The 26,496-nt window shown below is 35.6% G+C and carries 19 protein-coding genes, 2 tRNA genes and 1 pseudogene; 11 read left to right on the forward strand and 11 right to left on the reverse strand.

What is annotated here, in order from left to right; translation table 11 throughout:
- Positions 1 to 85 precede the first annotated feature (85 nt).
- From B3P17_RS14310 to B3P17_RS14320, 3 genes are read left to right on the forward strand one after another with little or no spacing between them, the layout of a single operon-like run.
- A complete protein-coding gene (locus B3P17_RS14310; protein ID WP_291105980.1) occupies positions 86 to 1,264 on the forward strand; it encodes a site-specific integrase in 1,179 nt (392 codons plus the stop codon).
- Between the two features lie 52 nt (positions 1,265 to 1,316).
- Positions 1,317 to 2,603, forward strand: coding sequence for a tyrosine-type recombinase/integrase (locus B3P17_RS14315; protein WP_291105982.1), 1,287 nt, complete (start codon positions 1,317 to 1,319; stop codon positions 2,601 to 2,603).
- A gap of 7 nt (positions 2,604 to 2,610) precedes the next feature.
- Positions 2,611 to 2,871 (forward strand): hypothetical protein, encoded by a 261-nt coding sequence (locus B3P17_RS14320; RefSeq protein WP_291105984.1) that lies wholly within the window; start codon positions 2,611 to 2,613, stop codon positions 2,869 to 2,871.
- Positions 2,872 to 2,874: 3 nt separating this feature from the next.
- Here the strand turns inward: B3P17_RS14320 and B3P17_RS14325 are convergent, their stop codons facing one another.
- Positions 2,875 to 3,117 (reverse strand): helix-turn-helix domain-containing protein, encoded by a 243-nt coding sequence (locus B3P17_RS14325; RefSeq protein ID WP_291105986.1) that lies wholly within the window; start codon positions 3,115 to 3,117, stop codon positions 2,875 to 2,877.
- A gap of 139 nt (positions 3,118 to 3,256) precedes the next feature.
- Between B3P17_RS14325 and B3P17_RS14330 the strand changes: the two genes are divergently transcribed.
- The 4 genes from B3P17_RS14330 (at position 3,257) to B3P17_RS14345 (ending at position 8,258) form a co-directional block, all read left to right on the forward strand.
- Positions 3,257 to 4,921, forward strand: a complete 1,665-nt coding sequence (locus B3P17_RS14330) for a hypothetical protein (protein WP_291105988.1) — start codon at positions 3,257 to 3,259, stop codon at positions 4,919 to 4,921.
- 34 nt (positions 4,922 to 4,955) lie between these two features.
- A complete protein-coding gene (locus B3P17_RS14335; protein ID WP_291105990.1) occupies positions 4,956 to 6,035 on the forward strand; it encodes a phage/plasmid replication domain-containing protein in 1,080 nt (359 codons plus the stop codon).
- Between the two features lie 688 nt (positions 6,036 to 6,723).
- Positions 6,724 to 7,497: an abortive infection family protein gene (locus B3P17_RS14340; protein WP_291105992.1), complete on the forward strand. Its 774-nt coding sequence runs from the start codon at positions 6,724 to 6,726 to the stop codon at positions 7,495 to 7,497.
- A complete protein-coding gene (locus tag B3P17_RS14345; RefSeq protein WP_291105994.1) occupies positions 7,494 to 8,258 on the forward strand; it encodes an abortive infection family protein in 765 nt (254 codons plus the stop codon). The genes B3P17_RS14340 and B3P17_RS14345 overlap by 4 nt, the downstream gene beginning before the upstream one ends.
- Positions 8,259 to 8,371: 113 nt before the next feature.
- Here the strand turns inward: B3P17_RS14345 and B3P17_RS14350 are convergent.
- The 4 genes from B3P17_RS14350 to B3P17_RS14365 form a co-directional block, all read right to left on the reverse strand.
- Positions 8,372 to 8,442, reverse strand: a tRNA-Cys gene (locus B3P17_RS14350).
- 111 nt (positions 8,443 to 8,553) lie between these two features.
- Positions 8,554 to 8,964, reverse strand: coding sequence for a septal ring lytic transglycosylase RlpA family protein (locus B3P17_RS14355; protein WP_252639364.1), 411 nt, complete (start codon positions 8,962 to 8,964; stop codon positions 8,554 to 8,556).
- 11 nt (positions 8,965 to 8,975) lie between these two features.
- Positions 8,976 to 11,939, reverse strand: a complete 2,964-nt coding sequence (locus B3P17_RS14360; RefSeq protein WP_252639365.1) for a PEP/pyruvate-binding domain-containing protein — start codon at positions 11,937 to 11,939, stop codon at positions 8,976 to 8,978.
- Between the two features lie 335 nt (positions 11,940 to 12,274).
- The gene (locus tag B3P17_RS14365) at positions 12,275 to 13,072 is read right to left on the reverse strand and encodes a hypothetical protein (RefSeq protein ID WP_252639366.1); all 798 of its coding nucleotides are present in this window, start codon (positions 13,070 to 13,072) and stop codon (positions 12,275 to 12,277) included.
- A 297-nt stretch (positions 13,073 to 13,369) separates the two neighbouring features.
- On the opposite strand from B3P17_RS14365, the gene B3P17_RS14370 reads away from it, so the two are divergent.
- Positions 13,370 to 14,407, forward strand: coding sequence for a tyrosine-protein phosphatase (locus tag B3P17_RS14370; protein ID WP_252639367.1), 1,038 nt, complete (start codon positions 13,370 to 13,372; stop codon positions 14,405 to 14,407).
- Between the two features lie 99 nt (positions 14,408 to 14,506).
- Here the strand turns inward: B3P17_RS14370 and B3P17_RS14375 are convergent, their stop codons facing one another.
- The 6 genes and pseudogenes from B3P17_RS14375 to B3P17_RS14400 all read right to left on the reverse strand — a co-directional run bounded on the left by B3P17_RS14375 (position 14,507) and on the right by B3P17_RS14400 (position 24,544).
- Entirely contained in the window at positions 14,507 to 15,262 is a 756-nt protein-coding gene (locus tag B3P17_RS14375; RefSeq protein WP_252639368.1) for a hypothetical protein, read from the reverse strand.
- Between the two features lie 165 nt (positions 15,263 to 15,427).
- Positions 15,428 to 18,654: pseudogene (gene carB / locus B3P17_RS14380) on the reverse strand (carbamoyl-phosphate synthase (glutamine-hydrolyzing) large subunit).
- Positions 18,655 to 18,685: 31 nt separating this feature from the next.
- Complete coding sequence (gene carA, locus B3P17_RS14385; protein ID WP_252639369.1) at positions 18,686 to 19,756, reverse strand: glutamine-hydrolyzing carbamoyl-phosphate synthase small subunit; 1,071 nt, start codon at positions 19,754 to 19,756, stop codon at positions 18,686 to 18,688.
- 301 nt (positions 19,757 to 20,057) lie between these two features.
- Positions 20,058 to 21,251, reverse strand: coding sequence for a pyridoxal phosphate-dependent aminotransferase (locus tag B3P17_RS14390; protein ID WP_252639370.1), 1,194 nt, complete (start codon positions 21,249 to 21,251; stop codon positions 20,058 to 20,060).
- A 53-nt stretch (positions 21,252 to 21,304) separates the two neighbouring features.
- On the reverse strand, positions 21,305 to 22,522 hold the full coding sequence (locus B3P17_RS14395) for a bifunctional 3,4-dihydroxy-2-butanone-4-phosphate synthase/GTP cyclohydrolase II (protein ID WP_135105898.1): 1,218 nt from the start codon (positions 22,520 to 22,522) through the stop codon (positions 21,305 to 21,307).
- A gap of 27 nt (positions 22,523 to 22,549) precedes the next feature.
- Positions 22,550 to 24,544 (reverse strand): LptF/LptG family permease, encoded by a 1,995-nt coding sequence (locus B3P17_RS14400; RefSeq protein ID WP_412266435.1) that lies wholly within the window; start codon positions 24,542 to 24,544, stop codon positions 22,550 to 22,552.
- A gap of 271 nt (positions 24,545 to 24,815) precedes the next feature.
- Here B3P17_RS14400 and B3P17_RS14405 point away from each other — a divergent pair.
- The 3 genes from B3P17_RS14405 to B3P17_RS14415 all read left to right on the forward strand — a co-directional run bounded on the left by B3P17_RS14405 (position 24,816) and on the right by B3P17_RS14415 (position 26,420).
- Positions 24,816 to 24,889, forward strand: a tRNA-Met gene (locus B3P17_RS14405).
- A gap of 300 nt (positions 24,890 to 25,189) precedes the next feature.
- Complete coding sequence (locus B3P17_RS14410; protein WP_291105999.1) at positions 25,190 to 26,011, forward strand: hypothetical protein; 822 nt, start codon at positions 25,190 to 25,192, stop codon at positions 26,009 to 26,011.
- A gap of 124 nt (positions 26,012 to 26,135) precedes the next feature.
- A complete protein-coding gene (locus B3P17_RS14415; protein WP_135105904.1) occupies positions 26,136 to 26,420 on the forward strand; it encodes a helix-turn-helix domain-containing protein in 285 nt (94 codons plus the stop codon).
- Positions 26,421 to 26,496 lie beyond the last annotated feature (76 nt).

The following is a 26,496-nucleotide window of genomic DNA, read 5'->3' on the forward strand; positions in this document are numbered from 1 at the left end:
GAAAGAAAATATTCATTTTTAAATTTTGCCGTCTCCAAACTGCCAACTAACTTAGTTCATGCGAGTTAATGAGCTACTTTAGAAAATGGCAGAATATTCGATTATAAGTTGTATCAGAAATGACAAGCCGATAAAAAGAAACGGCAAATACCCAATATATCTTCGTATTCGGGTTGGAATCAAGGAAACCAAAGTTTCAGCGAAATTAGATGTCCGAAAAGAGCAGTGGGATGCGAAAAAGAAAACTCCAAAAGATAAGGCATTGCTAATCCTCTTAAATCGAAAGATAACGGAATTAGAGCTTTATATAAATAGAATCCTTGTAGAGGGGCAGGAATTGACCATAGATGTGGTAAAAGAGTTCTATTCAGGTAAGAAAAAAGTAAAACCCGAAAACGGCTCTTTGTATGACTACTATCTTGAATTTGTAGAACGCAAACGCAAAGAAGGTCTTAACCCAGAGACTATCCGAGTGTATATGACAACCTATAATGTTCTGAAAGAATTCAAAGAAAATATACGGATTTCAGATATATCCTTGCCTTTTATTGAAAAGTTCGATGACCATATGCGAGAAGTAAACGGAAATTCGGCAGGTGGACGTAATCCAAAGCATAAGAATTTGAGAACCGTTATTTTGGATATGCAAAAACGTAATCTTTCAGTTGATAATCCTTATAAATGGTTCAAGATACCGAGTTCCGAAGCAAAAGAGATTTATTTGGATAAAACGGAGCTTAATACTTTGGTAGAATATACCGAACAATTTGATAAAAGCTCGAAAGAATATCAAATTTTGAAGATGTATCAGTTTTCTTGCTTCTGCGGGTTGCGGTTCTCCGATGCTATGACTTTGACTTGGAAAGATATAGATTTTGAGAATAGCATTATCCGCAAGACGATGATAAAAACTAAAACTGATGTTATTACTCCTTTGTTTCCAATGGCTCGTGATATATTAATGGAATGGTCAAAAAACGGAACTTTATTGAATAGTGACTCAAAAATATTCTATAATTATGCAGAGCCGACTGTAAACCAAACGCTCCGTAAGCACGCAAAACTTGCAGGAATCAATAAGCATATTACCTACCATTCCTCACGCCATACGTTTGCGACCCTTCTTGTAGTCGATGGAGTAGATATTTACAAAATTTCAAAATATTTGGGGCATAAATCTGTAAATATGACCCAACGATATTTGAAATATGATTTATCAATAGCAAGAGAATCGGCAAGAGGAATTCATACGTTTTCGTCATAGTTATCAATGAATTGCCTGAATATATTTATCTTCGCATAAAAATCGTATTGCTATGAGCGTATATGTCCCCAAACCGACCTTATTCCTTAAAGTTGATAAGAAGAAGGAAGGGAAAAATGGAGAGAAAACTCTATATGTCAGATTTCAACGAATAGACGACAAGGACGTTAAGTTTTCTTTTGGAAAAAGAGGAAAGACTTTCAGATTTTCAGATGCAGAATGGGATAATGAAAAAAAATTACCCTATGACATAGAATTAGCTATAATTATTGAGAATGAGTTCAATCGAATAAAGAAAGAGGTAAATAAGGCTCTTATCAATGAAGAAGAAATAACGGTTGATTTACTCAGAAAAATTGTCGAAAACGAAAATGTTGATAAATCAAGAAATGCCTCCTTCTACGATTACTTTGATAAATACATTGAATTCCGAGAAAGGAGTAATGCAATGTCAAAAGAAACATTCAAAGGCTATAGGACAACTTTTCGGTCGCTAAAGTCTTTTCGAGAAGAAATTAAAATAAGAGATATAAACGCAAAACTCATTAACGCTTTTGATAATTTCCTAATAAAAAGAGGCAATGAATCAGAGAGAGGAGACGTTAAAGGAAGTCGATATAATAGGCTAAAGCATATTAGAGCGGTCATAAACTATATTGAGCAAAGGCAAGGAGTGAAAATAGAGAATCCTTTTCGGAGTGGTGACGTTGTAATACCCAAACTTGAAGCAAATGGAACTTTCTTGAATTTTGACGAACTGGATAGAATGTATAAACTTATTCGCAAAATAAAGATTGGTACACCTGAATACCGAGTTTTGATAATGTATTTATTTTCTTGTTTTACAGGTTTCCGAATTAGTGATGTAGTGGACATTAAATGGAAAAATATTGATTTCGATAAAAATACTTTTGTTAAAGAAGCAATAAAGAATAGAGCAAGAAAAAAAAGAAAATTAGCTGTTCCTGTATTTGAGTTAGCTGGGAAAATATTGGAGTTAGCAACGGAGAATGATATTAATAATGTTGAGCCTGAAAATAGTATCTTTTTGGAAGTCAAAGGAGATATAAACGAGATATTGAGAAAATTAGCAGAACAAATCGGAATTGAAAAATATCTGACCTATCATTCTTCCCGAAGGACATTTGCCACGCTTGCAATTCTTCAAGGTCTTGATTTACAAATACTAAAAGAGTATATGGGGCATGGTAGCACAAGAACTACGGAAGAATATTATACTCTATGGGATTCCGCTTCCGCAGCGTATGCAGCCAATCAACTCCCATTGTTTCAGATAAAAGACGTTATCAAGGAAAAGAAAGCAAAAAAGAAAAAATAATAATACTATGCAAACTGAATTTAATTCTATGGGGTTTCTTGCTATTGTCATTATCATAGCAGTCATTGTAAACGCCTTGATATTGCTTTATTATGTTTACGAAATGGCTTGTAAAAATGGGAGAAGTGCTTTCTATTGGGTCATTTTCTCTTTTTGTTTAACTCCTATAATCAGTATAATATTGCTTTCCTGTATTGGGGAAACCGAAGAGAAAAGAAGGGAAAGATTGCTGAAAGATGAAGAATACCTGAGATTAATGCTAAAATAACCCTTAGCCTAAATTGCTAAAGAACTCCTCCAGCGTCATATTATGAGCATCTACCACCTTTAGAAGAGTTTTCATTGTGATGTTTGCTCCGTTTTCAATTCGGGAGTATTGAACACGGTCAAAGCCTTTCTCGTTGGCAAAATCTTCGGCACTAAGATTTGTATTCGCCTTCCGCAAAGCACGAACACGATTGCCTATTTGAGATAAACGGCTATCTTCTGGTATTTGAATTTTCTTCTTAATCATATATTTTACACGAAATTACGGCTAACTCCGCATCTATGTAACCGCATAAATAACGTTTGCATATATGCGGTTTTATTGTTGATTATTGCTATATTTGTCCAATTTTGAAATTTGTATCTAATTGAACAATAGCAATAAAATGAAAAATAATCCTTTTGAAGAACTAAGTATCTCAATTAAGCCCAAAGCCTTATTTCAGACTTATTCTCATGAAGCAAACCAAGTCGAAGTAGACAAGAGAATAGAGATTCTTGCAAGAATCATATATGCAGGCTATAATATCAAAGAGATTGTAGATAATTATTTGCAAGGCAAGGATGCTCTGAATGATAAGGTGCGGAAGAATGAAATAATAGATACTTTCAACCTATATACTCGTGTAATCTTAGATAAATTGACTGAGAAAGGCACTTATTCGCCCAAAATTGAAAATCTGATAAAAACCTTCTACGATGAAGAAAACGAGCCAAAGAAACTGCAAGATACTATAAGTGCTTTTGCTATTGCAATAAAAGAACGATTCACTATCAGAGGTTTATTGATTACTTATTTTGAAAACTCCCAAGACTATTTATCTCTAAGCTCTGCAATAGGCATTGATTTGGGAAAAGATATAAGTAAACAATTACAAGAAAAAGACGAAAAAGAGAACTCGCAACCGCTATGGAAATATGCAGAGCTATATTCTTGGTTCAAAGAAGTTCTGATACCCGATATTCGGAATAATAATATCAGATATTGGCTTCCTTCTCTGCAAATGCCGGCAACGCAAATCGCAAATGTATTTATAAAGAAATATCTTCCTATAGAAGACCACGAATCACTAAAAGCAAATGCAGAGCTTAGAAAAGAACGGCTATATGAATTTGCGGAAAAGATTATCCAAGTTCTTTGGCTGAATGAACATCTTTTTGAGGAGCCTATCTATTTGGTTCGTTGTAACTATACCAATAAATCAGCTTCCGAATTGGAATATTTGTATGAGAATAATATTGTTTCTATTTGTATTCAAGAAGAAGAAACGATAGACCAAAAGTATTTTGATGATTTGATAAATGGCAATAATCCACCGTATAATAACAAACTACCCTATATTCAACGTTTTGTTAATCTTGCAAATTTAGTTAAAGAGCAAGATGTCATTGTTATAGCTTCTTATCTTGAAAAGAATCCGAAAATAGGACTGATAAAGAAAGGAGCAGAGATATTTTGTCGAGAAGGAAATGGATTTAAGTTGTTTTGTCTAAAGATGAAAAGCGTTTATTGTACTCCGAATTGGGGAGAGCAATTTGATAGCATTGATTTAAGGACTTATCCTATTCTAAAGAGTATAATACCGCAACAAGTAACCATTAGTGCTGTAAACCAGAGAAAAAATGCTATCTACGGCATTTACTACGGAGCTAAATATCCGTTAGATTTATCTTTAATGACTGATTCAGCTATTGAGGTAATGTGTACTGAGTGGCTACGTTCTCGATTCGCAAACGAAAAGTATCGAATTTATTATCAGATAATAAGAACTGGTGGAAACTTTGCCGATATTGATGTATTAGGAGCAAATAATCAAAATAAGATTATTGCCGCTCAAGTATCAAATACTTCTGATATAAATTTGGTTAGCAAGAAAATAGATAAATTAAAATCGTTTAGTTCTGACGAAAAGATAATGTTCTCAAACGTAAATCGCCCCGACCTTAAAAAAATAGATGATTGCCGAAATATATTTATTGGAGATGTTTGGGATGATTTCTATTCAGATTCCTATTATAAAGTGATGCTTGAGAGGTTGGTAGCTCTATAAATTTGTATCTTTGGGCTGATAATCCGAAGATAGTATGATAGATAATATAAAAATCATTTTGAGGAATTTTTCGGGAGATTTGAATAAGAAATGCCGAAAAGTCAAACCTCGACAACTTATAAAGAATCCAGATAATAAAAAGTATGATTATGATAATTTCCGACTATATAACAATAGTGGTTCGGAGAAGCATTATCTAAAAGTTAGTCATAATAAAAATACTAAAACTGTTACCTTGACGGGTAGCCTTCGTAAAAGGAGTTATAATAGAGTGACTCTATTAGATATGCCGCAAAGCAAGTTTATTCAGACTTTGAAAGGCATTGCAAATGACTTAAATATTCCTTTTGAAGAATTGAAACAAGCAAAATTTACGCAATGTGAAGTAGGGGCAAATATCAGAACCCGAATTCAGGCTATTGATATTTTGCCTATGATTGTCGATTACGCTCATTATAAAAGAATTGATGACTATATCGAAAAAGGCACGCTTTATTTTAATGGATCTGACAGGCTTCTCAAACTTTATGTAAAAGATGATGAAATTGCGGCTCATACGTTTTCAGAGGAAAAAAGAATCCTAAAAAAGAAGTCATTCGATAAATTAAAAATGAAAGGAATCCATCACTTGCGAATAGAGTTTACATTAAAAACTCATAGAGCTTTTAAAAATAGTGGAATGGATCATATCAAAACGATAGGAGATTTGATAAACTACTATTCTGAATTATATATTTTTTGGACAAAAGAGATTAGTCGTATTATTGTTTATAATAGTTTGAAATTTAATGAAGCAGAACTAACCGAAAAAGAAAAAGAAATTGCATTTGGTTTGGAGGGCTTAGGTTTCTTTGATTTTGTAGATTCTTATCAAGAGTTATGCATATCAAGAACTTCAACTTATGATAGTGCAAAAAATGCAAAGAGTGCCGCTTTCACTTCTATTTGTGAGATTTTGGATAAATATTATGACAAAAAAAATTATAACAAATTCAACCTAAGAGTAGATGTAGCAAAATACCTAATCAGAAAAAGTAAGCAGATTAACCTTGATTTACCCATATTAATACGAAATTTATGGGGTATTTCTCTACTTAATAAGCAGAAGAAGTAAGTACATAGACAATAAAGAAGAGTATTATATACTTTGACGCAAAATTTTCAATTCCTCGACTTCGCAGTTCCAAAATATTAATTTGTCATATTGCAATTAATAAAGAATCACTGACAGAGATAAATCGAAATACGATTGAGAATGTACTGTTGTCCCAAGTTTATAAGCTATTCGTTTGCGCATCGCTGTTATTTACGACTAAACGCAACGAAATAACTAAGAACCGCAGAGAATCGCAAAGATAAGTTTCTATAATCGGAGTTGAATAACAAACCCCTACCCAGATAATATAAAACTCTTGTGGTAATCGAATCGCAAAGGCTTATAGATTGAGGGTACAGTATATTGTTTGCTCTTCGTTGATCTTTTTATAATGGAATCGACGATAGGTATACCTAAATGGAAAATAAGCTTTGTAAGGCTTTTATTTTATTGGGTGGTGGATATATTTCTAAGGCTGAGTGAAACGAAGCCTCAGGCAAAGGGTTGAAAACTTTTGAGCCAATTTCTTCACCCCAATCTTTTTAATGCTTAATTTTAGACTTTATTCGTCTGTACCTATTCGGGCTTCGCTTTTAGTAAATAAATGCTGTAAATCGGAAATAAAGATGGAATACAAAGCAATACATAACTTAAAACCAAACTCTTGTTAAAATAAGATTTATCTTTGTTGTTAAACTCTGAAAATATGAAGGATAAGGATATTGAAAAACTAAGAAAAATACTCGTAAGTAAAGGTCGTACTGATATTGCCGATTTACTTATGCATTCACGGTCTGTTCTTAATGAATCATCTACTTTTGGAAGTAGATCGTTTTCTTATCTCAGTACATTTGATATATATTCTCCTGTTTCAAAGAATGAAGAATTGTTACTCCTTAATGGATTAGATGAAAACCTTATTTACAAATCTGTTCGACAAATATATCCTTTAAAAGATGAGGCTCCTGAAATTACAAAAATCAATTATTACGTTGATTTTGAATTAGATGAAGTTGGTTTAGTTAAGTCAGAATCGTTGGATAGTATTTCTTTTGATTATATAAAAGAGCAGATAAGTAAATGCGAGAATAAAATACGGGAGCAAGATTATGAAGGAGCAGTTACTAATGCCAGAAACTTGATAGAATCAATGTGTTTATATATTATAGAATCTCTCTCTAATGAAGAATATACTTATGATGGTAATCTTATAAAATTGCATAAAAAGGTCTCGAATATTCTTAACCTAAATCCAAGCAATCATTCTGATGAAAATTTGAAGCAAATTTTATCTGGTTTGATAAGTCAAATAAGTGGCATATCTGGATTAAGGAATAACTCCAGCGATGCTCATGGAGGTTCTCCAAGTCAGAAAAAATATAAAATAGATGATAGACATGCTGTTCTCGCCGTTAATAGTGCGAAAACGATATGTGAGTATTTGTATAATACCTACGAAAAGCAAAAAGGGAATTTATGAAAGATATATCTCCTAAATATCAAATGACTCTTATTAAAAATATAGAATCTGCAATCTGGTCTGAATACAAATCTTATAAAGATGTAAAGTTTTATATTGAAAAATGGTATAAATGGGATTATAATAATTGGGAGAATTTTCCTATTGTATTAAAAGAATCTAAGGATATTGATTTAGTTTCAACTTTGCATGGAATTGATGGAGAAACACTATTAAGAATAGCAATTGATTTAGGGGTGGAAACCCCTGATTTTATACCTTCTATCCCTGTTTTTAGGAACGAGATTAAATCCAACTATCCTACAGCGAGTCGTACATTTGAAGATGCATTTAAGCAAATTGAAGAGCATCCCGATATTGCTATCGGTTTGGTTAATTCTGCATTAGAAAGTATCGTAAAAGAGATATTAAAAGATGAAAGGGTTAAAATTTCTCTGAAAGGAAGCGAAACTTTATACTCTTTAGTCGGAGAAGTTTTAAAATTCTTTCAATTATACCCAAACTCTGATATTCCAAAAGAAATTAAAACTATTGGTAGTTCTTTGTTGTCAATAAGTAAAGGCGTTGAAGAATTAAGAAGTAGCAAGACCAAGTTTCATGGAAAAACTGATAGTGATTACATTATCAATGATTCTATATATGCTTATTTCGTTGTTAATACAGTCACTACCGTTGGATTATTTTTGAAGAATTACTTTGAAAAGAAATTTTCTCCTCCAATCACTGTAGTAGATGACGGAATTGACGACCTTCCTTTCTAATAATCTATCAATCTGCCACTTATAAAATAATCATTTGCCGCCCCTATTTGCGACCCCTAAAAATAAGAAAGCCCCGAAACTGTTTATTATCAGTCGTTTCGGAGCTTTGCTTGAGGTTCCTGGCGGATTCGAACCGCCGTAGACGGTTTTGCAGACCGGTGCCTAACCACTCGGCCAAGGAACCATTTTTGGTTAGCGACTGCAAAGATATAATATTTTATTCAAGATACAAGATTTTTTGTGCGATTAATGACAAATTCTACCTCCAGATATACTAAATGTCTAACACTCAGTATCACTCTACAAGCGGATTTTTTATCAAAGCGATGCTATCCGGCTTAATGGTATCTTGAGTCGGTTTAATATATTCCGACACCTCTACTTTCATCAAACCATGATGTACCATATCGAGCTCTTTCGCTGCAGCATATGATAAATCTATTATGCATTTCTTCCTAAAAGGCCCTCGGTCGATAACCTTGACAATTATTTCTTTATCATTCTTTAAACTCTTTACTTTCAATAGAGAGCCAAAAGGGTAAGTCCGATGAGCACAAACCATGCTGTCTTTTTTGTATATTTCGCCACTGGCTGTCTTCCTGTTATTAAATTTCTTGCCATAATAAGTTGCAAGCCCTACATTTTGAGCCTTCAGCCCAATAGCAACAAAAGATAGAAGTAAGATTATCCCAATTATTATTCTCATAAACAATTAATTTATATTTGTTCGGGTTTCAGTACGGTTCCAATGTTCTTTTTTCCATTTATCTTTATAACCATCGGATTTAGAAACTGAACATGTCGTATATAATCAGTTTCGAAGACCGCAGGTTGTTTATTCAGATAATCTTCATCAAACAATCCATCTTTAGATGTGAACGGATTGATAGAGAAATATCCAACGCCAAAAGATGTCAGGTTCTGAAAGAAATGAGTGCCCTGACTTGGCTCTATTTTATAGTTATCCAAGGTAAGCTCAACCAACACCTGAGCATTCGATATTTGAGGCCATTTAACCGGAATACCTAGCCAAGAATCACTGCTTCCCCATCTTCCGGGACCTACCAATATGTAATTTTTTTCTTTTTCTAAAAATTCAGCATTCAATCTATCAATTTCTGTCGCTATTTTTGTGTTATTAGCTGCATTGAAATTCTTTGTTTTCACGTAGATAATATCATGTACATCACTTATAACTCCATGTCCTAGAGCGTTATTCGAGTGTAATATTTCATCTTCCGGTTTTATCCGAGACAAATCTTCAATCTGCAATTCTTTATTTTGTACTATTGGTCTTATTTGCAACAGATAAAATATCCCTTCTCCTTTTTCTTTCAGATCTACTGCAAATTCTATTTCTACAGCACGTCCCATTTCCGATTGTCCAATTTTTAAAACTTGCTGTAGAATTTCAGCAAGAGGGAAAACATTATGCTGTAAAATGTTTGCAAACGATATTATCTTTCGACCACTATCATAATATCCATCATATATAACCTGATCAACAGGGTCGTACGTCGATGATATATATTTTATAGAGCCATCTTTTTCTGCATCTTTTATATTTAGCTTCAAAAGGTTAAAACCATCATTCGTTGTAAATTCCTTTTGAATATTCTTTGTGTCCAAAGCATAAAAAAAGCGTTGAGTATCTCTTAAGGCCAAATCTACGGAACTCAGCTGTACAATATTGTGTGGATGTGCCGGTGAGAAACGCAGATTCGAACCTCCTTCTACAATGTATTTACCCAAACCTAATACAATGTTGGCTATACCTTCTTCGGGTCGTTCGTTCCCTATAGGGTAAAAATTCAATGACCGTGCCACACCGGATATGGTCGGATAGAAATGATCTTCGTAATTAGTCCCTACAGCCTCTTGTATAACTATTGCCATTTTTTCCTGATCTATCAGGTTCTGTGTTGCAGTCATATAAGTTTTACTGTCTTTGTAAAAAACAGAAGCATACACTGCTTTTATTGCCTTACTAAGCAATCCGAGTGTATCATACTTGTCTTTCATCAAAGGAATCATGTAAGTCGAATATACTCCCGCAAAAGGCTGATAGTGCGAGTCTTCAAGCAGACTGGAAGAGCGTACGGCAATTGGAGCGTCTATTGCATCCAGAAAGACCATGAAATCTTCGATAAGGCGATCCGGTAAGCCCGCTCGAAAGAAACATCTTAATATTTCATCATCCGACTTGTCTGATAATGCTATTGGATACAGGTCGTTGGTCTCCATGAACTCATCAAAGATGTCGGTGCATAATACTACTGTACGAGGAATCTTGACCGAAATCTTGTTATCCTCATTTAACTCTAAGTGTTCCTTTATTATATTATCAATAAAAGCAATACTACGTCCTTTGCCGCCTATAGAGCCGTCACCCATTCGGGCAAAGTTAGAAAATTCATCGAAGCGATCTTTGTCGAATGTGGCAACTATTCCCGAGTTCTTTACCTTTCGATATTTTATTATCATATCGTATATAATCTGACGAGCCTCTTCCATACTGCTAAAATCTGTAACCGCAATACGCTTTAGCCACTCAGCCAAAGGGAACATGGCTCTGGAATAGAAGAAACGGGAAAAATGATCGTGTGAAAGGTGGTACTCTATCGATGCATCCGGAATATTGAATATATTCTTCTGCATATCCTTCAGGTTTCGTATTCGCATAATCTCATTTCCGGTCTCAGGATCTATTATAATAAAATCTCCAAATCCGAAATTGTTGACCACCTGCTTTTTCAAATCCCGAGGAAAACTCTTTGAATTCTTATCAATAAAACTACAGCCTAACTCATCAGCATAAGCTTTGTTCTTAACTTCTGATGAGGTGAAAACTACCGGAGCAAATCGCCGTTGCTTCCGCATCCATTTTACAAAATTGTAGCCCGCTAACTTATCCTTTGTCCCGCCATGAGCATAACTCATATCGGTAATAACGCCTAAGATGTTGTTATAGTATTTCTTATAGATGTCAACAGCTTCTTCGAAGGTACGAGCCAGCATAATTTTAGGGCGTCCACGCATACGCAACATTTGCTGGTGTTCGTTCAAAGCCTCTTTCGAGAATTCTTTTGATGCCTCCATTACAATTTTGAACAGAGTGGGTAAGGCTGAAGAGTAAAACCGTACAGAATCTTCGATGAGGAGTATAACTTGTACACCTACACTCTCTGTGTCATGTTCTACATTCATACTATCTTCTATTAGCTTGATTATAGCCAATAAGAGATCGGGGTTGCCAAGCCAGCTAAACACGTAATCAACACCCGATAAGTCTTCCGACGATAGTCTTTTTGATACCTCTTTAGAGAAAGGCGTAAGCACAATGAATGGTGTTTCAGGATATAATTCTTTTATATGCTTTGCTGTAGAGAATATATCCGTATCATCCATGTTTGGCATCTGAATGATCAGTTCATAATGATTTTCACTTATTTTCCGTATGGCCTCATCTTCTGAATATACCTGAGTAAAACGAGGCGGATAGTTTAGATTAAGTGATGTATATTCATTAAATATCTGTTCATCAATACGCCCATCATCCTCCAACATAAACGAATCGTATTTCGTTGCTATCAACAAGACATTGAAAATACGTTTAGTCATCAGATTGGCAAAAGATGTATCCTTGAATCGGAAAGCTTTTATATCGGGTAATTTCTCCATGTCATGGTTTTATCAATTAAGAGAACAAATATAATCAAGCAGCGCTTACTTTTTAGCGGTTTGCTTCAAAAGTTTACAATTCCGAGGTATATCTTCACAAAAGGTGACAATTGTTGTTTTTTTTAAGTGTCTCATATCTAGTACGTACTGGCGAAAAGGTGACAAAAGTGACACTTTTGATATTGTTTGATACCTTTTGAGTTTTTTATTAAATCTTCTCTTTATTATTTTTGAGCTCTTTCGCAATTCAATAATCCGGAGGTATATATATAAGATAAAAACGCCAACCAGAAGTTGACGTTTTATGAATACTGAAATAGTTTTTGTATTGTGTGTTATGCCGGAGCATTTTGTTTATTAGCCTTTTGTGCATCTGCAAGTATCTGACGTCTTTCTTTTCTGAAATTTTCACGCAAATCAGATAGCTTTTGTTTTTGGGCAGCCGGAGCAATGCGGCTCATTTCTATAGCTTTTTTTTCTTTAATGTAGTTTTCTTTTAAAGCATTTAATTTTTCTACACTGGCATTATCTAATTTCATGCCTTTTCTACTTCCATAAGTAAAAGTTTTGTCCTTTGAGAAATCTTTTCTGATATCTCTTAGTTTGCTTTGTTGCTCAGGGGTATAGATTTTATTCAAATCGTCACGATGTTGTATCGCTAGTTCTTTCGATTTGCTTCTGTAGTTTTCATTTATTGCTCTTATTTGTTGCTTTTGTTCATTCGTAAGGTTGAGGCCCTTCAAGTCCTTTTTGTATTGTATTGCTAATTCTCTTTGCCTGTCGTGCCTTTTACCTCTCATACTCATTTCCTTCTCCCTTTTGCTTTGCAGTTCTTTCAGCTTTGTTTGTTGTTCAGGAGTCAGAATGTTGTTTATAGCATCACGGTGTTCTCTTCTTAGTTCTTTAATTTTAGTCCTTCTATCTTCTTTCGAAATATTTGAATTACTTCTCAAATCCGATATTTTTGCTCTGAATTCATTATTAGCAGAATCCACTTTTTGTTGCTGTTCGGAAGTTAAGTTTAATTCCTGCGGTAAAGAAAATCCCCGTTTACTACGCCTTCCTTCTTGTGCACTAACTATTGTTAGCGAAGTAAAAGCCAATATAGCTAATGATAAAAATAATCTTTTCATGACCTTTCGATTTTTAATTGTTTCATGATACTTAGATGTATATAACTTCTTGAGGTTTAATATGAAATATTATTTTAACTTTTTATTATATGTTTAGTAATGATTAATTTCTTCTTTCTTATTAGTTCTACAGAGCTATTCCCAAGGGTTTCGTGCTATGTAATTCCAGCTTGTGATCAGTGTGATATATAATATAATTTAACAATCAGTTAATAATGTGAAAACAATAATTATGCCTAACGGTATTTTGATTAACTTGCATAAAATAGATAAGATAAATCGATAAACTGATATTTTATGACTTGGGATAGATTTGCGATTGCATCGAATGAAGAAAGAGGAGAGTTAGATAGTATTCAATATTTGGAGTCGGGCATAACAAAATATACATCAATAATTAGAGATAAAATATCAAAATCAGCATCATTGAAAATTGATTTTTCTGAAGAATGGTCATTGTTTGCCGGAACTTCGATTGAAGAAATTGATTATACGCAACCAATAGCAAAAGGACAGGGGAGAGGTGTTTTTCCCTTGACTATATCAGACCCAAGAAGATACTACTTTGTGTTAGCTACTGCCAACGAAAAAGTTATATTATCTGAACAGCACTTGCCAATGGCAGGAGGATACAATTTTAGAGATTTAGGCGGTTACAAAACACAAGACGGTCGTCGTGTGAAATGGGGTAAAATATTTCGCTCAGATGATCTTCATGATCTGAATGATGTAGACTTGGCTTATCTGGCTTCTATTCCTTTGGTTTCTATCGTAGATTTCAGGTCTGAAAAAGAAATGATGCAAGCTCCGGATAAAAATCCGGTTTCGGTAAAACAGAACTATCCCTTGTGTATAAGTCCCGGAAATCTTATGGCTGTAGCAACTTCTAAAGATGATTTGTATAAACTTTCAGTAGATGAAGCGGACACCCTGATGAAAGGAATGAATACTCTTTTGGTTACAGATCCGTTATGTATAAGCAGATACCGAGAGTTATTCAGATTGCTTCAAAATGAAGAAAATGTTCCTCTTATGTTTCATTGCTCTGCCGGGAAAGACCGTACAGGTATGGCGGCAGCTCTTGTATTATCGTCTTTGGGCGTAGATGAAGAAACTATATTGGACGACTATTTGCTTTCTAATTTCTACTTAGCAGATAAATATGCCGAATATAAAAATGCCTCTCCTGCATTGAAGTCTTTATTTGAAGTCAAACCTGAATTTTTGAAATCAGGCTTGGATACGATTAAAAAAGAATACGGTACAATAAATACATTTTTGAAGAATATTCTGAATGTGGATATTGAAAAAATGCGTAAGCTGTATTTATCTTGATAAAAAGACGCTGGTGTAAAAGTCGATGTAGTCGGAGATGTTTCACTCCGTTGAACATGATGAGAATATTGAAATTACATTTAACTCACATCTTTCTCTCTAAATAGCTTTGTATTTGAATTCTTTGGCTAATACTCCATCATAGTATTGTTTGATAGGATAGTTTTCGGCATCATACTCGTATGTAATATCCTTGGTGTCAGTTCCAAACCTCGAGTCTAGTGTAGTAGCCTCAATAGCATTGTTGTGACCTAAAAAGTCGCTACACCATTTCATATTATTCATATGTAGTGTCCAAAACCAGAGGGGTAAACCTTCTATGCTGGAAAAGATAGACTTGTTCGTATCAAAAGAGTAATCAACCACTATATCTTCTTTACCCGAAATTGAGTGAACTGAATATTTTATAAGATTATTGTGATTGTCGTACGAAAATGCTTCCCATAAATTTCCATCTTCAAATGTTGTTTTACTCAATCTATCTGAGTTATCTGTATAAATCTTATTATATTCTGTTATTTTACGGAGCTGTTTACCGCTGCTTTTAACTTCTTCGGTTATGTAGTCGTTATTATCATACATAAATTTTGAATTGTTAATAGCTTCTCCTCTATCTCTGTTTATAAGGCATTCGGCTAGTTTCCCATTTTTGTCATATTTTAGAGTGAATTCCCTAAAAATAATCGGCCCTTTTTCTTCGATATATATTAATTGATTTTTTGAATTATATTTCAGGCTAACAACTTCTTTCGATTGTATAGAATTTATCTCTATAATCAACTTTTTTGTTTGGGCATCGATGCTAAAATTCAGACAAAGTAAACTAAAGAGAACAAGGGCAAGAGTTTTTTTCATATATGTCAGATTCTAAAAAATAATATATTATGAACGGTAGTTTTAAAAGTTTAGTATTGGTTGTAAAACATTTATTTGTGTGATGATTCCTTTGAATGAAAAGACCAAAAAGAAATAGCCTGATTTTATAGTCAGGCTATTCTAATATTTGTCAATTCAGATCAATTAATCATATTCATTCCAAGCTTTAATTTCAAGCTCATCTACATTCATCTTACAGAATGCCTGTATAAAAGCTGATGCAAGGCGCGAGTTGGTAAGCAATGGTACATTAAAGTCTATCGCTGCACGACGGATTTTATAACCATTGTCGAGCTCACTGGTTGTAAAATTCTTAGGAATATTTACGACAAGGTCGATCTGCTTGTTGTGTATCATTTCCAATGCATTTGGCTGTTGATTGTCATTTGGCCAAAATACCTGAGTTGCAGGGATTCCGTTTTCTACAAGGAATCGTTGAGAACCTCCGGTTGCATATAACTCATATCCTTTTTGGTGTAGAAGTTTTGCTGCTTGGAGTAACTCTACTTTCGATTTAGCCGGGCCGGTTGAGAACAATACGGTCTTTTTCGGAATCTTGTAACCTACAGACAGCATTGATTTAAGCATCGCATCGTAGAAGTTATCACCGATACAACCTACTTCTCCGGTCGAAGCCATATCCACTCCTAATACAGGGTCGGCTTTTTGCAGACGTGAGAAAGAGAACTGAGATGCTTTGATTCCCACATAGTCAAGATCGAAATCATTCTTATTGGGTTTCTCTACTTTTTTGCCAAGCATCACCTGAGTAGCCAGTTCGATAAAGTTTATTTTCAAAACTTTAGAAACAAAAGGGAAGGAGCGGGATGCTCGCAGGTTACACTCGATTACTTTAATCTCGTTATCCTTCGCTAAGAACTGCATGTTGAAAGGTCCTGATATCTGTAACTCTTCAGCTACTTTGCGGGCAACTTTCTTTATGCGTCTTACTGTTTCTATATATAGGCGTTGAGCAGGGAATTGTATTGTCGCATCTCCCGAGTGAACTCCTGCAAACTCTACGTGTTCTGAGATTGCGTACATTATGATTTCACCTTTGTTGGCTACAGCGTCTATCTCTATTTCCTTTGCATTTTCAACAAATTCGCTCACTACTACCGGATGTTTCTTTGAAACTTCGGCGGCTAGTCCTAAGAAGTTTTCCAACTCCTGATCTTTAGAGCATACATTCATCGCTGCACCTGACAGTACGTATGATGGACGGATCAGCACAGGGTATCCAACTTCGTCTACAAAGCCTTTGATGTCTTGCAGAGATGTTAGTTCTTTCCAGCGAGGTTGATCTACACCTATGCGGTCGAGCATACTCGAGAACTTGTGGCGGTCTTCTGCATTATCAATGCTTTTAGCTGTAGTTCCCAGTATGTTAACCTTAGCTGCGTCAAGGCGCATTGCAAGGTTGTTCGGTATCTGTCCACCCACCGAAAGTATTACTCCATGAGGATTTTCGAGTTCGATGATATCCATTACACGTTCAAATGTGAGTTCATCGAAGTATAGGCGGTCGCACATGTCATAGTCTGTAGAGACCGTTTCGGGGTTATAGTTGATCATTACCGATCGATAGCCCTCTTTACGGATACTTTGCAAGGCATTCACCGAGCACCAGTCAAACTCAACCGAAGAACCGATGCGGTATGCACCTGAGCCCAGAACTATCACCGATTTGTGGTCTCCTAAGTATTTCACATCGTTTTCTCTACCATTGTATGTGATATACAGGTAGTTTGTTTGAGCAGGATACTCTGCTGCCAATGTGTCTATTTGTTTTACACAAGGTACTATTCCGTTCTCTTTACGTATACGGCGCACATCGTGCTGAACTCTTTCTACAAGAGTTGGTTCTTTACATACAATCTTCGCTATCTGGAAATCAGAGAATCCCATTTTCTTAGATGTATGTAGTAAGTCTAAAGGAAGAGACTGTACATCGTCATATTTTTCAAGTTCTTTAGAACATTGATATATGTATTTCAGTTTTTGTAAGAACCAATTATCGATTTTAGTCAGGTCATGGATTTGATCTACTGTATATCCTCTCTTGAAGGCTTCTTCGATGCAGAATATACGTTTGTCTGTTGGGTTTTTGAGTGACTCATCCAGATCATCCACTTCCAGAGGCTTGTTAGCCGCAAATCCGTGCATGCCGATATTGATCATGCGAAGACCTTTCTGTATCGCTTCTTCGAATGTACGTCCTATTGCCATTATCTCACCTACAGACTTCATACTAGAGCCAATCTCTCTAGATACTCCATGGAATTTACCTAAGTCCCAGCGAGGTATTTTTACCACAATGTAGTCGAGTGCAGGTTCGAAGAATGCACAAGTAGATTTTGTTACAGAGTTTTTCAATTCGAACAATCCATATCCCAGACCTAACTTTGCCGCAACANNGCAACAAAAGCCAGCGGATAACCTGTAGCTTTAGATGCAAGAGCAGAAGAACGGCTCAGACGTGCATTTACTTCGATTACTCTGTAATCTTCCGATTCTGTATCGAAGGCAAATTGTACGTTACATTCTCCAACGATGCCTATATGTTTTACGATGCGGATGGATAGTTCACGAAGCTTGTGAAACTCATCGTTCGTTAATGTTTGCGATGGTGCTACAACAATACTTTCTCCTGTATGTATTCCGAGCGGGTCGAAGTTTTCCATATTACAAACAGTCATACAGTTGCCGTACTTGTCACGAACCACTTCGTATTCGATCTCTTTCCAACCCTTGAGCGATTTCTCAACAAGAATCTGAGAAGAGTAGGAGAAGGCCTTTTCTGCAAGAGCCCGTAACTCTTGTTCATTGTCACAGAAACCTGAACCTAGTCCGCCTAAGGCATAAGCTGCACGGATGATAATTGGGTAACCTAAGTCTTTAGCTGCCTTTACTGCATCTTCAATTGTGCCAACGGCGTGGCTCTTGATGGTTTTTACATCTATCTGATCTAGTTTCTTTACAAACAATTCACGGTCTTCAGTATCCATGATGGCCTGTACAGGCGTTCCGAGAACTCGTAAATTGTATTTTTCAAGAATTCCTTCCTGAAAAAGCTGTACTCCACAGTTGAGTGCTGTTTGTCCTCCAAAAGCTAACAGGATTCCATCCGGTTTTTCTTTTTTGATAACTTTCTCAACAAAGTATGGAGTAATAGGCAAGAAATATATTTTGTCAGCACTCCCTTCTGAAGTTTGTACTGTTGCAATATTAGGGTTGATAAGTACAGTTTCAATTCCTTCCTCTTTCAATGCTTTCAGAGCTTGCGAACCGGAGTAGTCGAACTCTCCGGCTTCTCCAATTTTTAATGCACCCGAACCAAGGACTAATACTTTTTTTACGTCTATATTTATATCCATTTAAGCTGCTTTTTTATATAGTGGATTATAATTTTTCAATAAATAAATCGAAAATAAAGGCTGTATCTGTTGGGCCGCTACATGCTTCTGGGTGAAACTGTGCCGAAAAGAATGGTTTAGTCTTATGCTTGATACCTTCGTTTGTTCCATCATTCAGATTGATAAATAAAGGCTCCCATTCTGCACTTAATGACGCATTCGCTACCGCATAGCCATGGTTTTGTGAAGTGATGAAGCATTGAGTCGAGTCAACCATCTTTACGGGCTGATTATGACTGCGATGTCCATATTTCAATTTATATATGGTTGCTCCGCCAGCTTTAGAAAGTAGCTGGTTGCCCATACATATTCCGCAGATCGGTTTGCTTCCTTCCATTGCCTTACGAATATTCTTTACAGTTTCTTCACAAAAATCAGGGTTGCCGGGACCATTTGAGATAAACAATCCATCCCATTCCAACTGATTGAAGTCATAATCCCAAGGCACGCGTATTACTGTTACGTTTCTCTTTAGTAAGCTGCGTATGATATTATGCTTAACACCGCAGTCTACTAGAACTACCTTCTTCTCTCCGTTGCCGTATGTCAACACTTCTTTGCAACTTGCAATTGCAACCTGGTTTTCGATATTCGGATCATAAAACTCAATTTCGTTTGCACCTTTGAAAACGATTTTTCCTTTCATCGAACCTTTTTCGCGGAGTATCTTTGTCAGCTCACGCGTATCAATGCCATAAATACCCGGTACGTCGTGCTCTTTTAACCAGTCTCCCAGACTTTTTTTAGCATTCCAGTGAGAGTATTCGTGCGAGTAATCTGAGACGATGAGTCCGCTTACTTGTACTTTTTCTGATTCGTAAAAATCGGAAATTCCGTTGGTAAGTGTATCGTCGGGAACTCCGTAGTTACCAACAAGAGGAAATGTGACAACTAGTATCTGACCTAAATAAGAAGGGTCGGTAAGGCTTTCTGTATAGCCTACCATTGCAGTGCTAAATACAACTTCTCCGGCTTTTGCGGTTTCAGAGCCGAATGACTTTCCTTCGAAAATTGTTCCGTCATCAAGAATTAGTTGAACTGGTTTGTCTAAATGCATCGTTTGTTTATATAAATATGTGGTTAAATAAGCTATTTACAAAGATAAAAAAAAAGGAACGGGATATCTGTCATATCTGTTCCTTTTATTATAATAGTAAATATTGTATCTTTTTCTTTCTCATTATTTCAAATATTCTAAATATCTCAAGCGAATATCTGAGGTACAAAGTTAAGTATAAAAAATGAGATAAAGTGTCTTTTTGAAATTATAATTTTTCTTTTTTCATAAACTTGATCTATTTTAAATAAAAAAGTGGAGATAAATTACTTATCTCCACTTCTTAGCTATATAAATTGATTTATTTTAATTTAGCCAGCGTCTCTTTAACTCGTTTCATTGCTTCAATGATATTTTCATCAGATGTTGCATATGAGAAACGGATATAATTTGCCGCTTCGAAAGCAAGTCCGCCAACACATGCCACATGTCCTTCTTCTAAAAGGAACATGGCAAGATCGGCCGATGTTTTGATCGATCTTCCGTTGTATGATTTGCCAAGGTAATAGCTGCACTCAGGGAACAAATAGAAAGCTCCTTCGGGTTTGTTTACTTTAAAACCTTCTATTTCGGAAGCTAGTTTTACGATCAGGTCACGGCGACGTACAAAAGCCTGTCGCATATCTTCTACACACTGCTGTCCGCCTAGATATGCTGCCTCTGCTGCTTTCTGAGCAATAGAAGATGCTCCCGAAGTGTATTGACCTTGTAGCTTATTGCAAGCTGCTGCAATCCACTGTGGGGCTGCCATCCAGCCTAAGCGCCAACCTGTCATGGCATACGCTTTAGATACTCCGTTTATAATTACGACTCTTTCCCTGATGTTTTCAAACTGGGCAATGCTTTCGTGTTTACCTGTATAGTTTATATGTTCATATATCTCATCGGAGATTATGATTATATTAGGGTGTTTAGCCAATACATCAGCCAGACCTTTCAATTCTGCTTTGCTGTAGATACTTCCTGTAGGATTAGAAGGGGAGCATAGTATTATAGCTCTTGTTTTGGGAGTAATTGCAGCTTCTAACTCAGCCGGAGTTATTTTAAAGTTTTGCTCTATACCTGTATGTATAACAATACTCTTACCTTCGGCAAGTTTTACCATTTCTATGTAGCTTACCCAGCATGGAGCAGGTATAATGACTTCGTCATCCGGATTAACAACACTTAGTACAGCATTGCAAACTGCTTGTTTGGCTCCGTTCGAACAAATAATTTGTTCAGGCTTATAACTCAATCCGTTTTCTGTCTCCAGCTTCTTACTTATTGCTTGTCGCAACGAAAGATATCCGGGAACAGGAGAATAAAATGAAAAATTATCATCAATAGCCTTTTTTGCAGCCGCCTTTATATGATCCGGTGTATAAAAATCAGGCTCTCCAACACTTAGGTTGATCACATTGATTCCTTGAGCCTTCAATTCGTTGCTCTTTTGCGACATTGCTAAAGTTTCTGATACAGAAAGGTTCGCTATGCGTGCTGATACTTGTGTCATTTTCTATCGATTTTGATTATATGATATTCTTATTTCTATAATTACATAATAGATTAATCTACATTATGTAAGTCATGGCCCATACGTTCTTTTTTAGTATGCATATAAAACTCATTATACTGGTTAGGAGTAACTTCGATCGGTACATTCTCTACAACAGTAAGCCCAAAGGATTCCAAACCTTTTCTTTTTACAGGATTATTTGTAAGTAAGCGCATTTTACATACATTCAGGTCGCGAAGAATTGCAGCCCCAACGCCATAATCGCGCTCATCGGCACGATATCCCAAGTGTAGGTTTGCATCTACTGTATCGTAACCTTCTTCCTGTAATTTGTATGCTTCCATTTTTGCCATCAGGCCAATGCCACGACCTTCCTGATTGAGGTAGATGACAACCCCTTTTCCTTCTTTTTGTATCATCTCCATCGATTTGTGAAGTTGCTCGCCACATTCGCAGCGTTTCGATCCAAAAATATCGCCAGTCATACAAGACGAGTGTACACGAACGAGTATCGGTTCATCTTTATCCCATGTCCCTTTTATAATGGCTACATGTTCTAATCCTGTTGCTTTTTGTTTGAAAGGAATTAGTTCAAAATCTCCATATGCAGTTGGCATTTTTACTTTAGCTCCTCTTTCTATAAGAGATTCTCTTCCGAGCCTGTATCGTATCAGGTCAGCAACAGATATAAGTTTGAGATTGTATTCATCTGCCATTTTTCTCAGTTCAGGCAGACGAGCCATTTCACCATCTTCTTTTTTTATTTCAATCAATACTCCGGCAGGATATAGTCCGGCTAAACGTGCCAGGTCTACAGCTGCTTCGGTATGTCCAATACGGCTTAGTACACCTTTGTCTTTAGCTCGTAATGGGAATATATGTCCCGGACGACCAAAGTCTTCCGGTTTGGTTTCTTTTTTTGTTAGAGCCAATATTGTTTGTGCCCTGTCGTATGCAGATATCCCTGTTGTAACACCATTTTTCAATAGGTCGATTGATACAGTGAAGGGAGTAGAATGCATAGAGGTATTGTTGGTCACCATCATTGGTAAATCTAGTTCGTCACAGCGTTCTGATGTCAGCGGAGCGCAAATCAAACCTCTGGCATGTGTCTCCATGAAGTTTATCTTTTCCGGAGTAATTGCTTCTGCTGCAATTATTAAATCGCCTTCGTTTTCACGATCTTCATCGTCTACTACAATAACGAAATTACCTTTTTTAATTTCGTCAATTGCTTCTTCTACTGTGTCCAGTTTAATCTTATCCATTATTATATTATTTCCAGTCTGTTTTTGTCATTTAATTTTTATCATCTCACGTTCTATATTTTTCTTTAAATAAGGATAAAATCCCCAGATAAATATAAAAGAACCAACAATGATGCCAAACATATTTTTTCTTGTCTTTTTGTCAATAGATCTGTAGAAGTCGAAGTAACAAATGAATGATTTTATGAAAAATACAGCATACGCTACTACTATCAAAGACGACATGATAAAGCTAAGCTTTATTATCACTGACAATATAGAGAATAGTATAATAACCAAATAAATAAGCATGGCTATTTTTGCATTTTTCATAAATGCATTAAATATACTTTGAGATTCTACATAGTTTATCTTTTTTACTTTCACATCAAAGAAGCTGGCACCCTTATCTTTCAATATGCTTAATACGAGTTGTAAGGTGTCTTCGTCGTAACTATACTCTTTATGATTCTTCGCTATATCCTTCAGGTTCTCAATACTCATCTCTTGGATATACGCAATCTGATCGGGATTTGCATTGAGTGATGCAAGATCGGGAACAGTATTAATGTCAACCGATTGCTCTGTTTCATATATTGTCTTTTTCTTTAAGCCCAATATTTTTCGGAAGAAGTTTCCATAAGCTTCGGGGTTGAATAGAGCAGAGTCGTTCATCGCCTTATATGTGAGGAATACGCCTAATGGGAAAAGGGCAAATGAGCTTAGCCACATACCTTGCCAAACTTCCCAAACTCCATCGCGTGCCATTTTGTACCCGATGTTATCGATAATATAATAAACGATAAATAGAAGTACAGAGACAACTACCGGCATACCTAATCCTCCTTTTCGTATAATAGCCCCCAATGGTGCTCCGATAAAGAAGAAGATGAGACAGGCAAAAGATAATACGAATTTACGATGCCATTCAACTTTATGCATACGTATATTCTTTTGCATGTTTATTTTCTGCGTGGTCTCCATGATGTTGAACCTGCTGCTTTCGGCTTCGTTTGCAGCAAAACCTACATATCTTGATATTTCATCATTGCTATATGTATTTAGCAATGAGTCAAAATCTATTGTATTTATAGATTTTTTCTTCAAAGGTTCAATTGCTTGTTCCTTATTCGGTAATGCCGTTTCTTCTGTTTCCACCTTTTTGTATGCATCAGAATTGCGATACGTTAAATAGGTGTTTTTCCCTATCACCTTTCTGTCATGTACGTTCACACTGTCAAGTCTGGAACTTAGAGAGTCTATGGAACTCCCTAATTGAAAAATATTTTTTGATATTTGTGTTCCTTCCAGATTAGATTCGTCCATTCTATCAAATCCACTATTGAATGGAATGACTATTTTCTTTTCTTTAAAATTCTCTCTACTATATGGAACAAACTGATTGTTTTGACGTGTTTCGTTAAGTCCGGATTGTGAAAAGTTCGCGAATCGCTGTCCCGAATATAAGTTCAACAAAAGAAAATCTTTGTTGGACGATATGCTCATAAGGGCGGAGTCGCAAACGAATACCGACATATTATCAAACCCCTCGGATGTATCATAGATCATTACATCTTTCAGCATACGGGTTTCTTTTTCTTTTTTCTTTACGTAAAGGCTGTAATTTGTTATTCCACTATAAAATGATCCTTCAGGAATATCCAACTCCGGAGATTTTTGCCGTATGGATATCATTAATGAGCGGAGTTTTACCTGAATGCGTGGCATAGCTTCGTTTTGGAAGAAGAAGGCTCCCACAGCTACACACGAAATGAATATAATCAGAGGCTTCATCGTTTTTAAGAGTGAAACCCCGGATGCCTTTATTGCTAATAGTTCCAGTCGTTCACCCAAATTTCCAAAAGCCATAAGAGAGGCTAGCAACAAAGAGAGTGGGAGGGCAAGAGGGATAAGGTTGAGGATTGCATACATGAAAAGTTCGGCAAGCACTACGTTGTCAAGTCCTTTGCCGACAAGGTCTTCTACAAATTTCCATAGAAATTGCATCAAGACAATAAACAAACATATCCCGAAAGTCATCATGAAGACGGGGAAAAATGTCTGAAGAATGAATGTGTATAACCTCTTTATCCTTAGCATTAACAATTGACTAAATCAGGTACAAAAGTAGTAAAAAGAAGAATGTAAAGAGTAATATTGGAGTGAAAGATATTATTCTTAAATTTTATTAGGTAATTAGGCTTTGTATATGAGCTATTTCCGATATTATTATTAAATATTTTTGCAAATTTCGGCTGTGAGTATTGTTTTATAAGAAATAAACTTCTATTTTTGCACCCGCTAACAAGATGATGGCGGGATAGCTCAGATGGTTAGAGCGCATGATTCATAATCATGAGGTCCGGGGTTCAAGTCCCCGTCCCGCTACTTGAAAATGAGAGATTTACAAAATATTGTAAGTCTCTTTTATTTTTGATGTACATACTATGTACATACTACTTTCCCCTATAAATCAGCAACTAAGAGAAAGAAAAACAAAGATGAAAAATAAGTCTTATTAGTTCTGATAATCGGAAAGATATAAATAAAACTGATAATTATTTATGTGCAGCAGGCAAATGTATATCTTATATACATACAAAATTGAGAAAAACGCAGTAAAATAAGCTTATCTTTTTGCTCTTCGTCATCTTTTATTTAGCTTTGAAATAATTAAATCAAAGCTATATGAACAAACTAGCTTATATTAAATATTCCCAAAAAGAAGCCAATCAAAAGATATGGAGTTCTTTGATGAATAAATATGAGTTATTGAAAAAGAAAAACACATTCTTAGCCCACCTTTGGTTTCCATTAGCGTGTATTCTCTTTGGCTTTGTAGCTATATTGAGTTGGATTAGTTTTCTTACGTTACTATTCAAAGATATTCAGTTTACTCCTCATTATATGAGAACTGTGATTGAATATAATAATATGAGCAAAGAAGAGGAAAAAGAATATCTTGACCAGCAGTTTTCGGTGTATAAGAATCGAGTATCTTATGGGAATCTATCCACAGAAAAACAAAGTCAAATAAATACAACATTCGATTTACTATTTAAAGTGAATACTAATAAGTTTGATAAAGTACCTGAACCGGAATTACAAGCACTACAACCTGAAATCATAATAAAAGACTTTAAATCTACCCTTAATGAAAAACAGATAGAAATTCTTGTAGAATGTATCAATAAAATAAAGGTATTAGATACTGTAATGACTATTGATATTGTACAGCAAATCCTATCCTGTACAACAAAACAGCCATTGAGGATTGCCAGTAAGAAAAACAAACTCCTTATCTATCTATTTAACGAATTAAATAAACGCTGTTATATAACAAGCAGTTGGCAAGCTGTATGTGCCCAAAATAAGATATTCCTTACATCCGAAAAAGGAGTATTTCTAAATCAGGATAATATCTCCAGTACTGTTAGTACAAACCAAGATTACCCGCCAAAAGATTCTCATATCATAGACAAGTATATCAAAGAACTGCAAGAACATTGAGAATACATTGAGACTTTTACCCTCTCAAACATAACTCCTTAAATATCAATTTACATTTGCCCTTGTCGACAAAAAACAGGGGTATGCGCAACCCCATTTATTAATGTTATAAATTCATATTGCTATGAATGAAAATTTAGAAATGAGGGTTTCCGCATTAGAGAAACATTTGTATGCTCTTAAAAAGATATTGTCTTTTGAAGAAGCAAGTAAGTTCCTTAACTTATCTAAGAGTTATTTATATCAACTCACATCAAAGGGTGTAATTCCGCATTATAAACCACAAGGTAAGATGATCTACTTTGAAAAAGAGCTATTGGAAGATTGGTTAAGGCAAAATCCTATCCGGACAAAACAAGAGTTGCAAAACGAAGCTGCTAATCGGATTATCTCATCCAAGAAGAAATAACTCTTTTTCGCTTGTCGGGAGGAGTGGTCTCCCCCCTTGCCGCTGGGCGATCCCCGACCGATGAGTTGTTGGTGTT

The organism is Dysgonomonas sp. UBA7630, assembly GCF_002483985.1.
Lineage (GTDB): Bacteria > Bacteroidota > Bacteroidia > Bacteroidales > Dysgonomonadaceae > Dysgonomonas.

Bases quoted from the DNA above. Each gene is read 5' to 3' on its own strand.
- B3P17_RS14310 (WP_291105980.1), top strand. From the start codon at position 86: ATGGCAGAATATTCGATTATAAGTTGTATCAGAAATGACAAGCCGATA.
- B3P17_RS14315 (WP_291105982.1), top strand. From the start codon at position 1,317: ATGAGCGTATATGTCCCCAAACCGACCTTATTCCTTAAAGTTGATAAG.
- B3P17_RS14320 (WP_291105984.1), top strand. From the start codon at position 2,611: ATGCAAACTGAATTTAATTCTATGGGGTTTCTTGCTATTGTCATTATC.
- B3P17_RS14325 (WP_291105986.1), bottom strand. From the start codon at position 3,117: ATGATTAAGAAGAAAATTCAAATACCAGAAGATAGCCGTTTATCTCAA.
- B3P17_RS14330 (WP_291105988.1), top strand. From the start codon at position 3,257: ATGAAAAATAATCCTTTTGAAGAACTAAGTATCTCAATTAAGCCCAAA.
- B3P17_RS14335 (WP_291105990.1), top strand. From the start codon at position 4,956: ATGATAGATAATATAAAAATCATTTTGAGGAATTTTTCGGGAGATTTG.
- B3P17_RS14340 (WP_291105992.1), top strand. From the start codon at position 6,724: ATGAAGGATAAGGATATTGAAAAACTAAGAAAAATACTCGTAAGTAAA.
- B3P17_RS14345 (WP_291105994.1), top strand. From the start codon at position 7,494: ATGAAAGATATATCTCCTAAATATCAAATGACTCTTATTAAAAATATA.
- B3P17_RS14355 (WP_252639364.1), bottom strand. From the start codon at position 8,964: ATGAGAATAATAATTGGGATAATCTTACTTCTATCTTTTGTTGCTATT.
- B3P17_RS14360 (WP_252639365.1), bottom strand. From the start codon at position 11,939: ATGGAGAAATTACCCGATATAAAAGCTTTCCGATTCAAGGATACATCT.
- B3P17_RS14365 (WP_252639366.1), bottom strand. From the start codon at position 13,072: ATGAAAAGATTATTTTTATCATTAGCTATATTGGCTTTTACTTCGCTA.
- B3P17_RS14370 (WP_252639367.1), top strand. From the start codon at position 13,370: ATGACTTGGGATAGATTTGCGATTGCATCGAATGAAGAAAGAGGAGAG.
- B3P17_RS14375 (WP_252639368.1), bottom strand. From the start codon at position 15,262: ATGAAAAAAACTCTTGCCCTTGTTCTCTTTAGTTTACTTTGTCTGAAT.
- carA (WP_252639369.1), bottom strand. From the start codon at position 19,756: ATGCATTTAGACAAACCAGTTCAACTAATTCTTGATGACGGAACAATT.
- B3P17_RS14390 (WP_252639370.1), bottom strand. From the start codon at position 21,251: ATGACACAAGTATCAGCACGCATAGCGAACCTTTCTGTATCAGAAACT.
- B3P17_RS14395 (WP_135105898.1), bottom strand. From the start codon at position 22,522: ATGGATAAGATTAAACTGGACACAGTAGAAGAAGCAATTGACGAAATT.
- B3P17_RS14400 (WP_412266435.1), bottom strand. From the start codon at position 24,544: ATGATGACTTTCGGGATATGTTTGTTTATTGTCTTGATGCAATTTCTA.
- B3P17_RS14410 (WP_291105999.1), top strand. From the start codon at position 25,190: ATGAACAAACTAGCTTATATTAAATATTCCCAAAAAGAAGCCAATCAA.
- B3P17_RS14415 (WP_135105904.1), top strand. From the start codon at position 26,136: ATGAATGAAAATTTAGAAATGAGGGTTTCCGCATTAGAGAAACATTTG.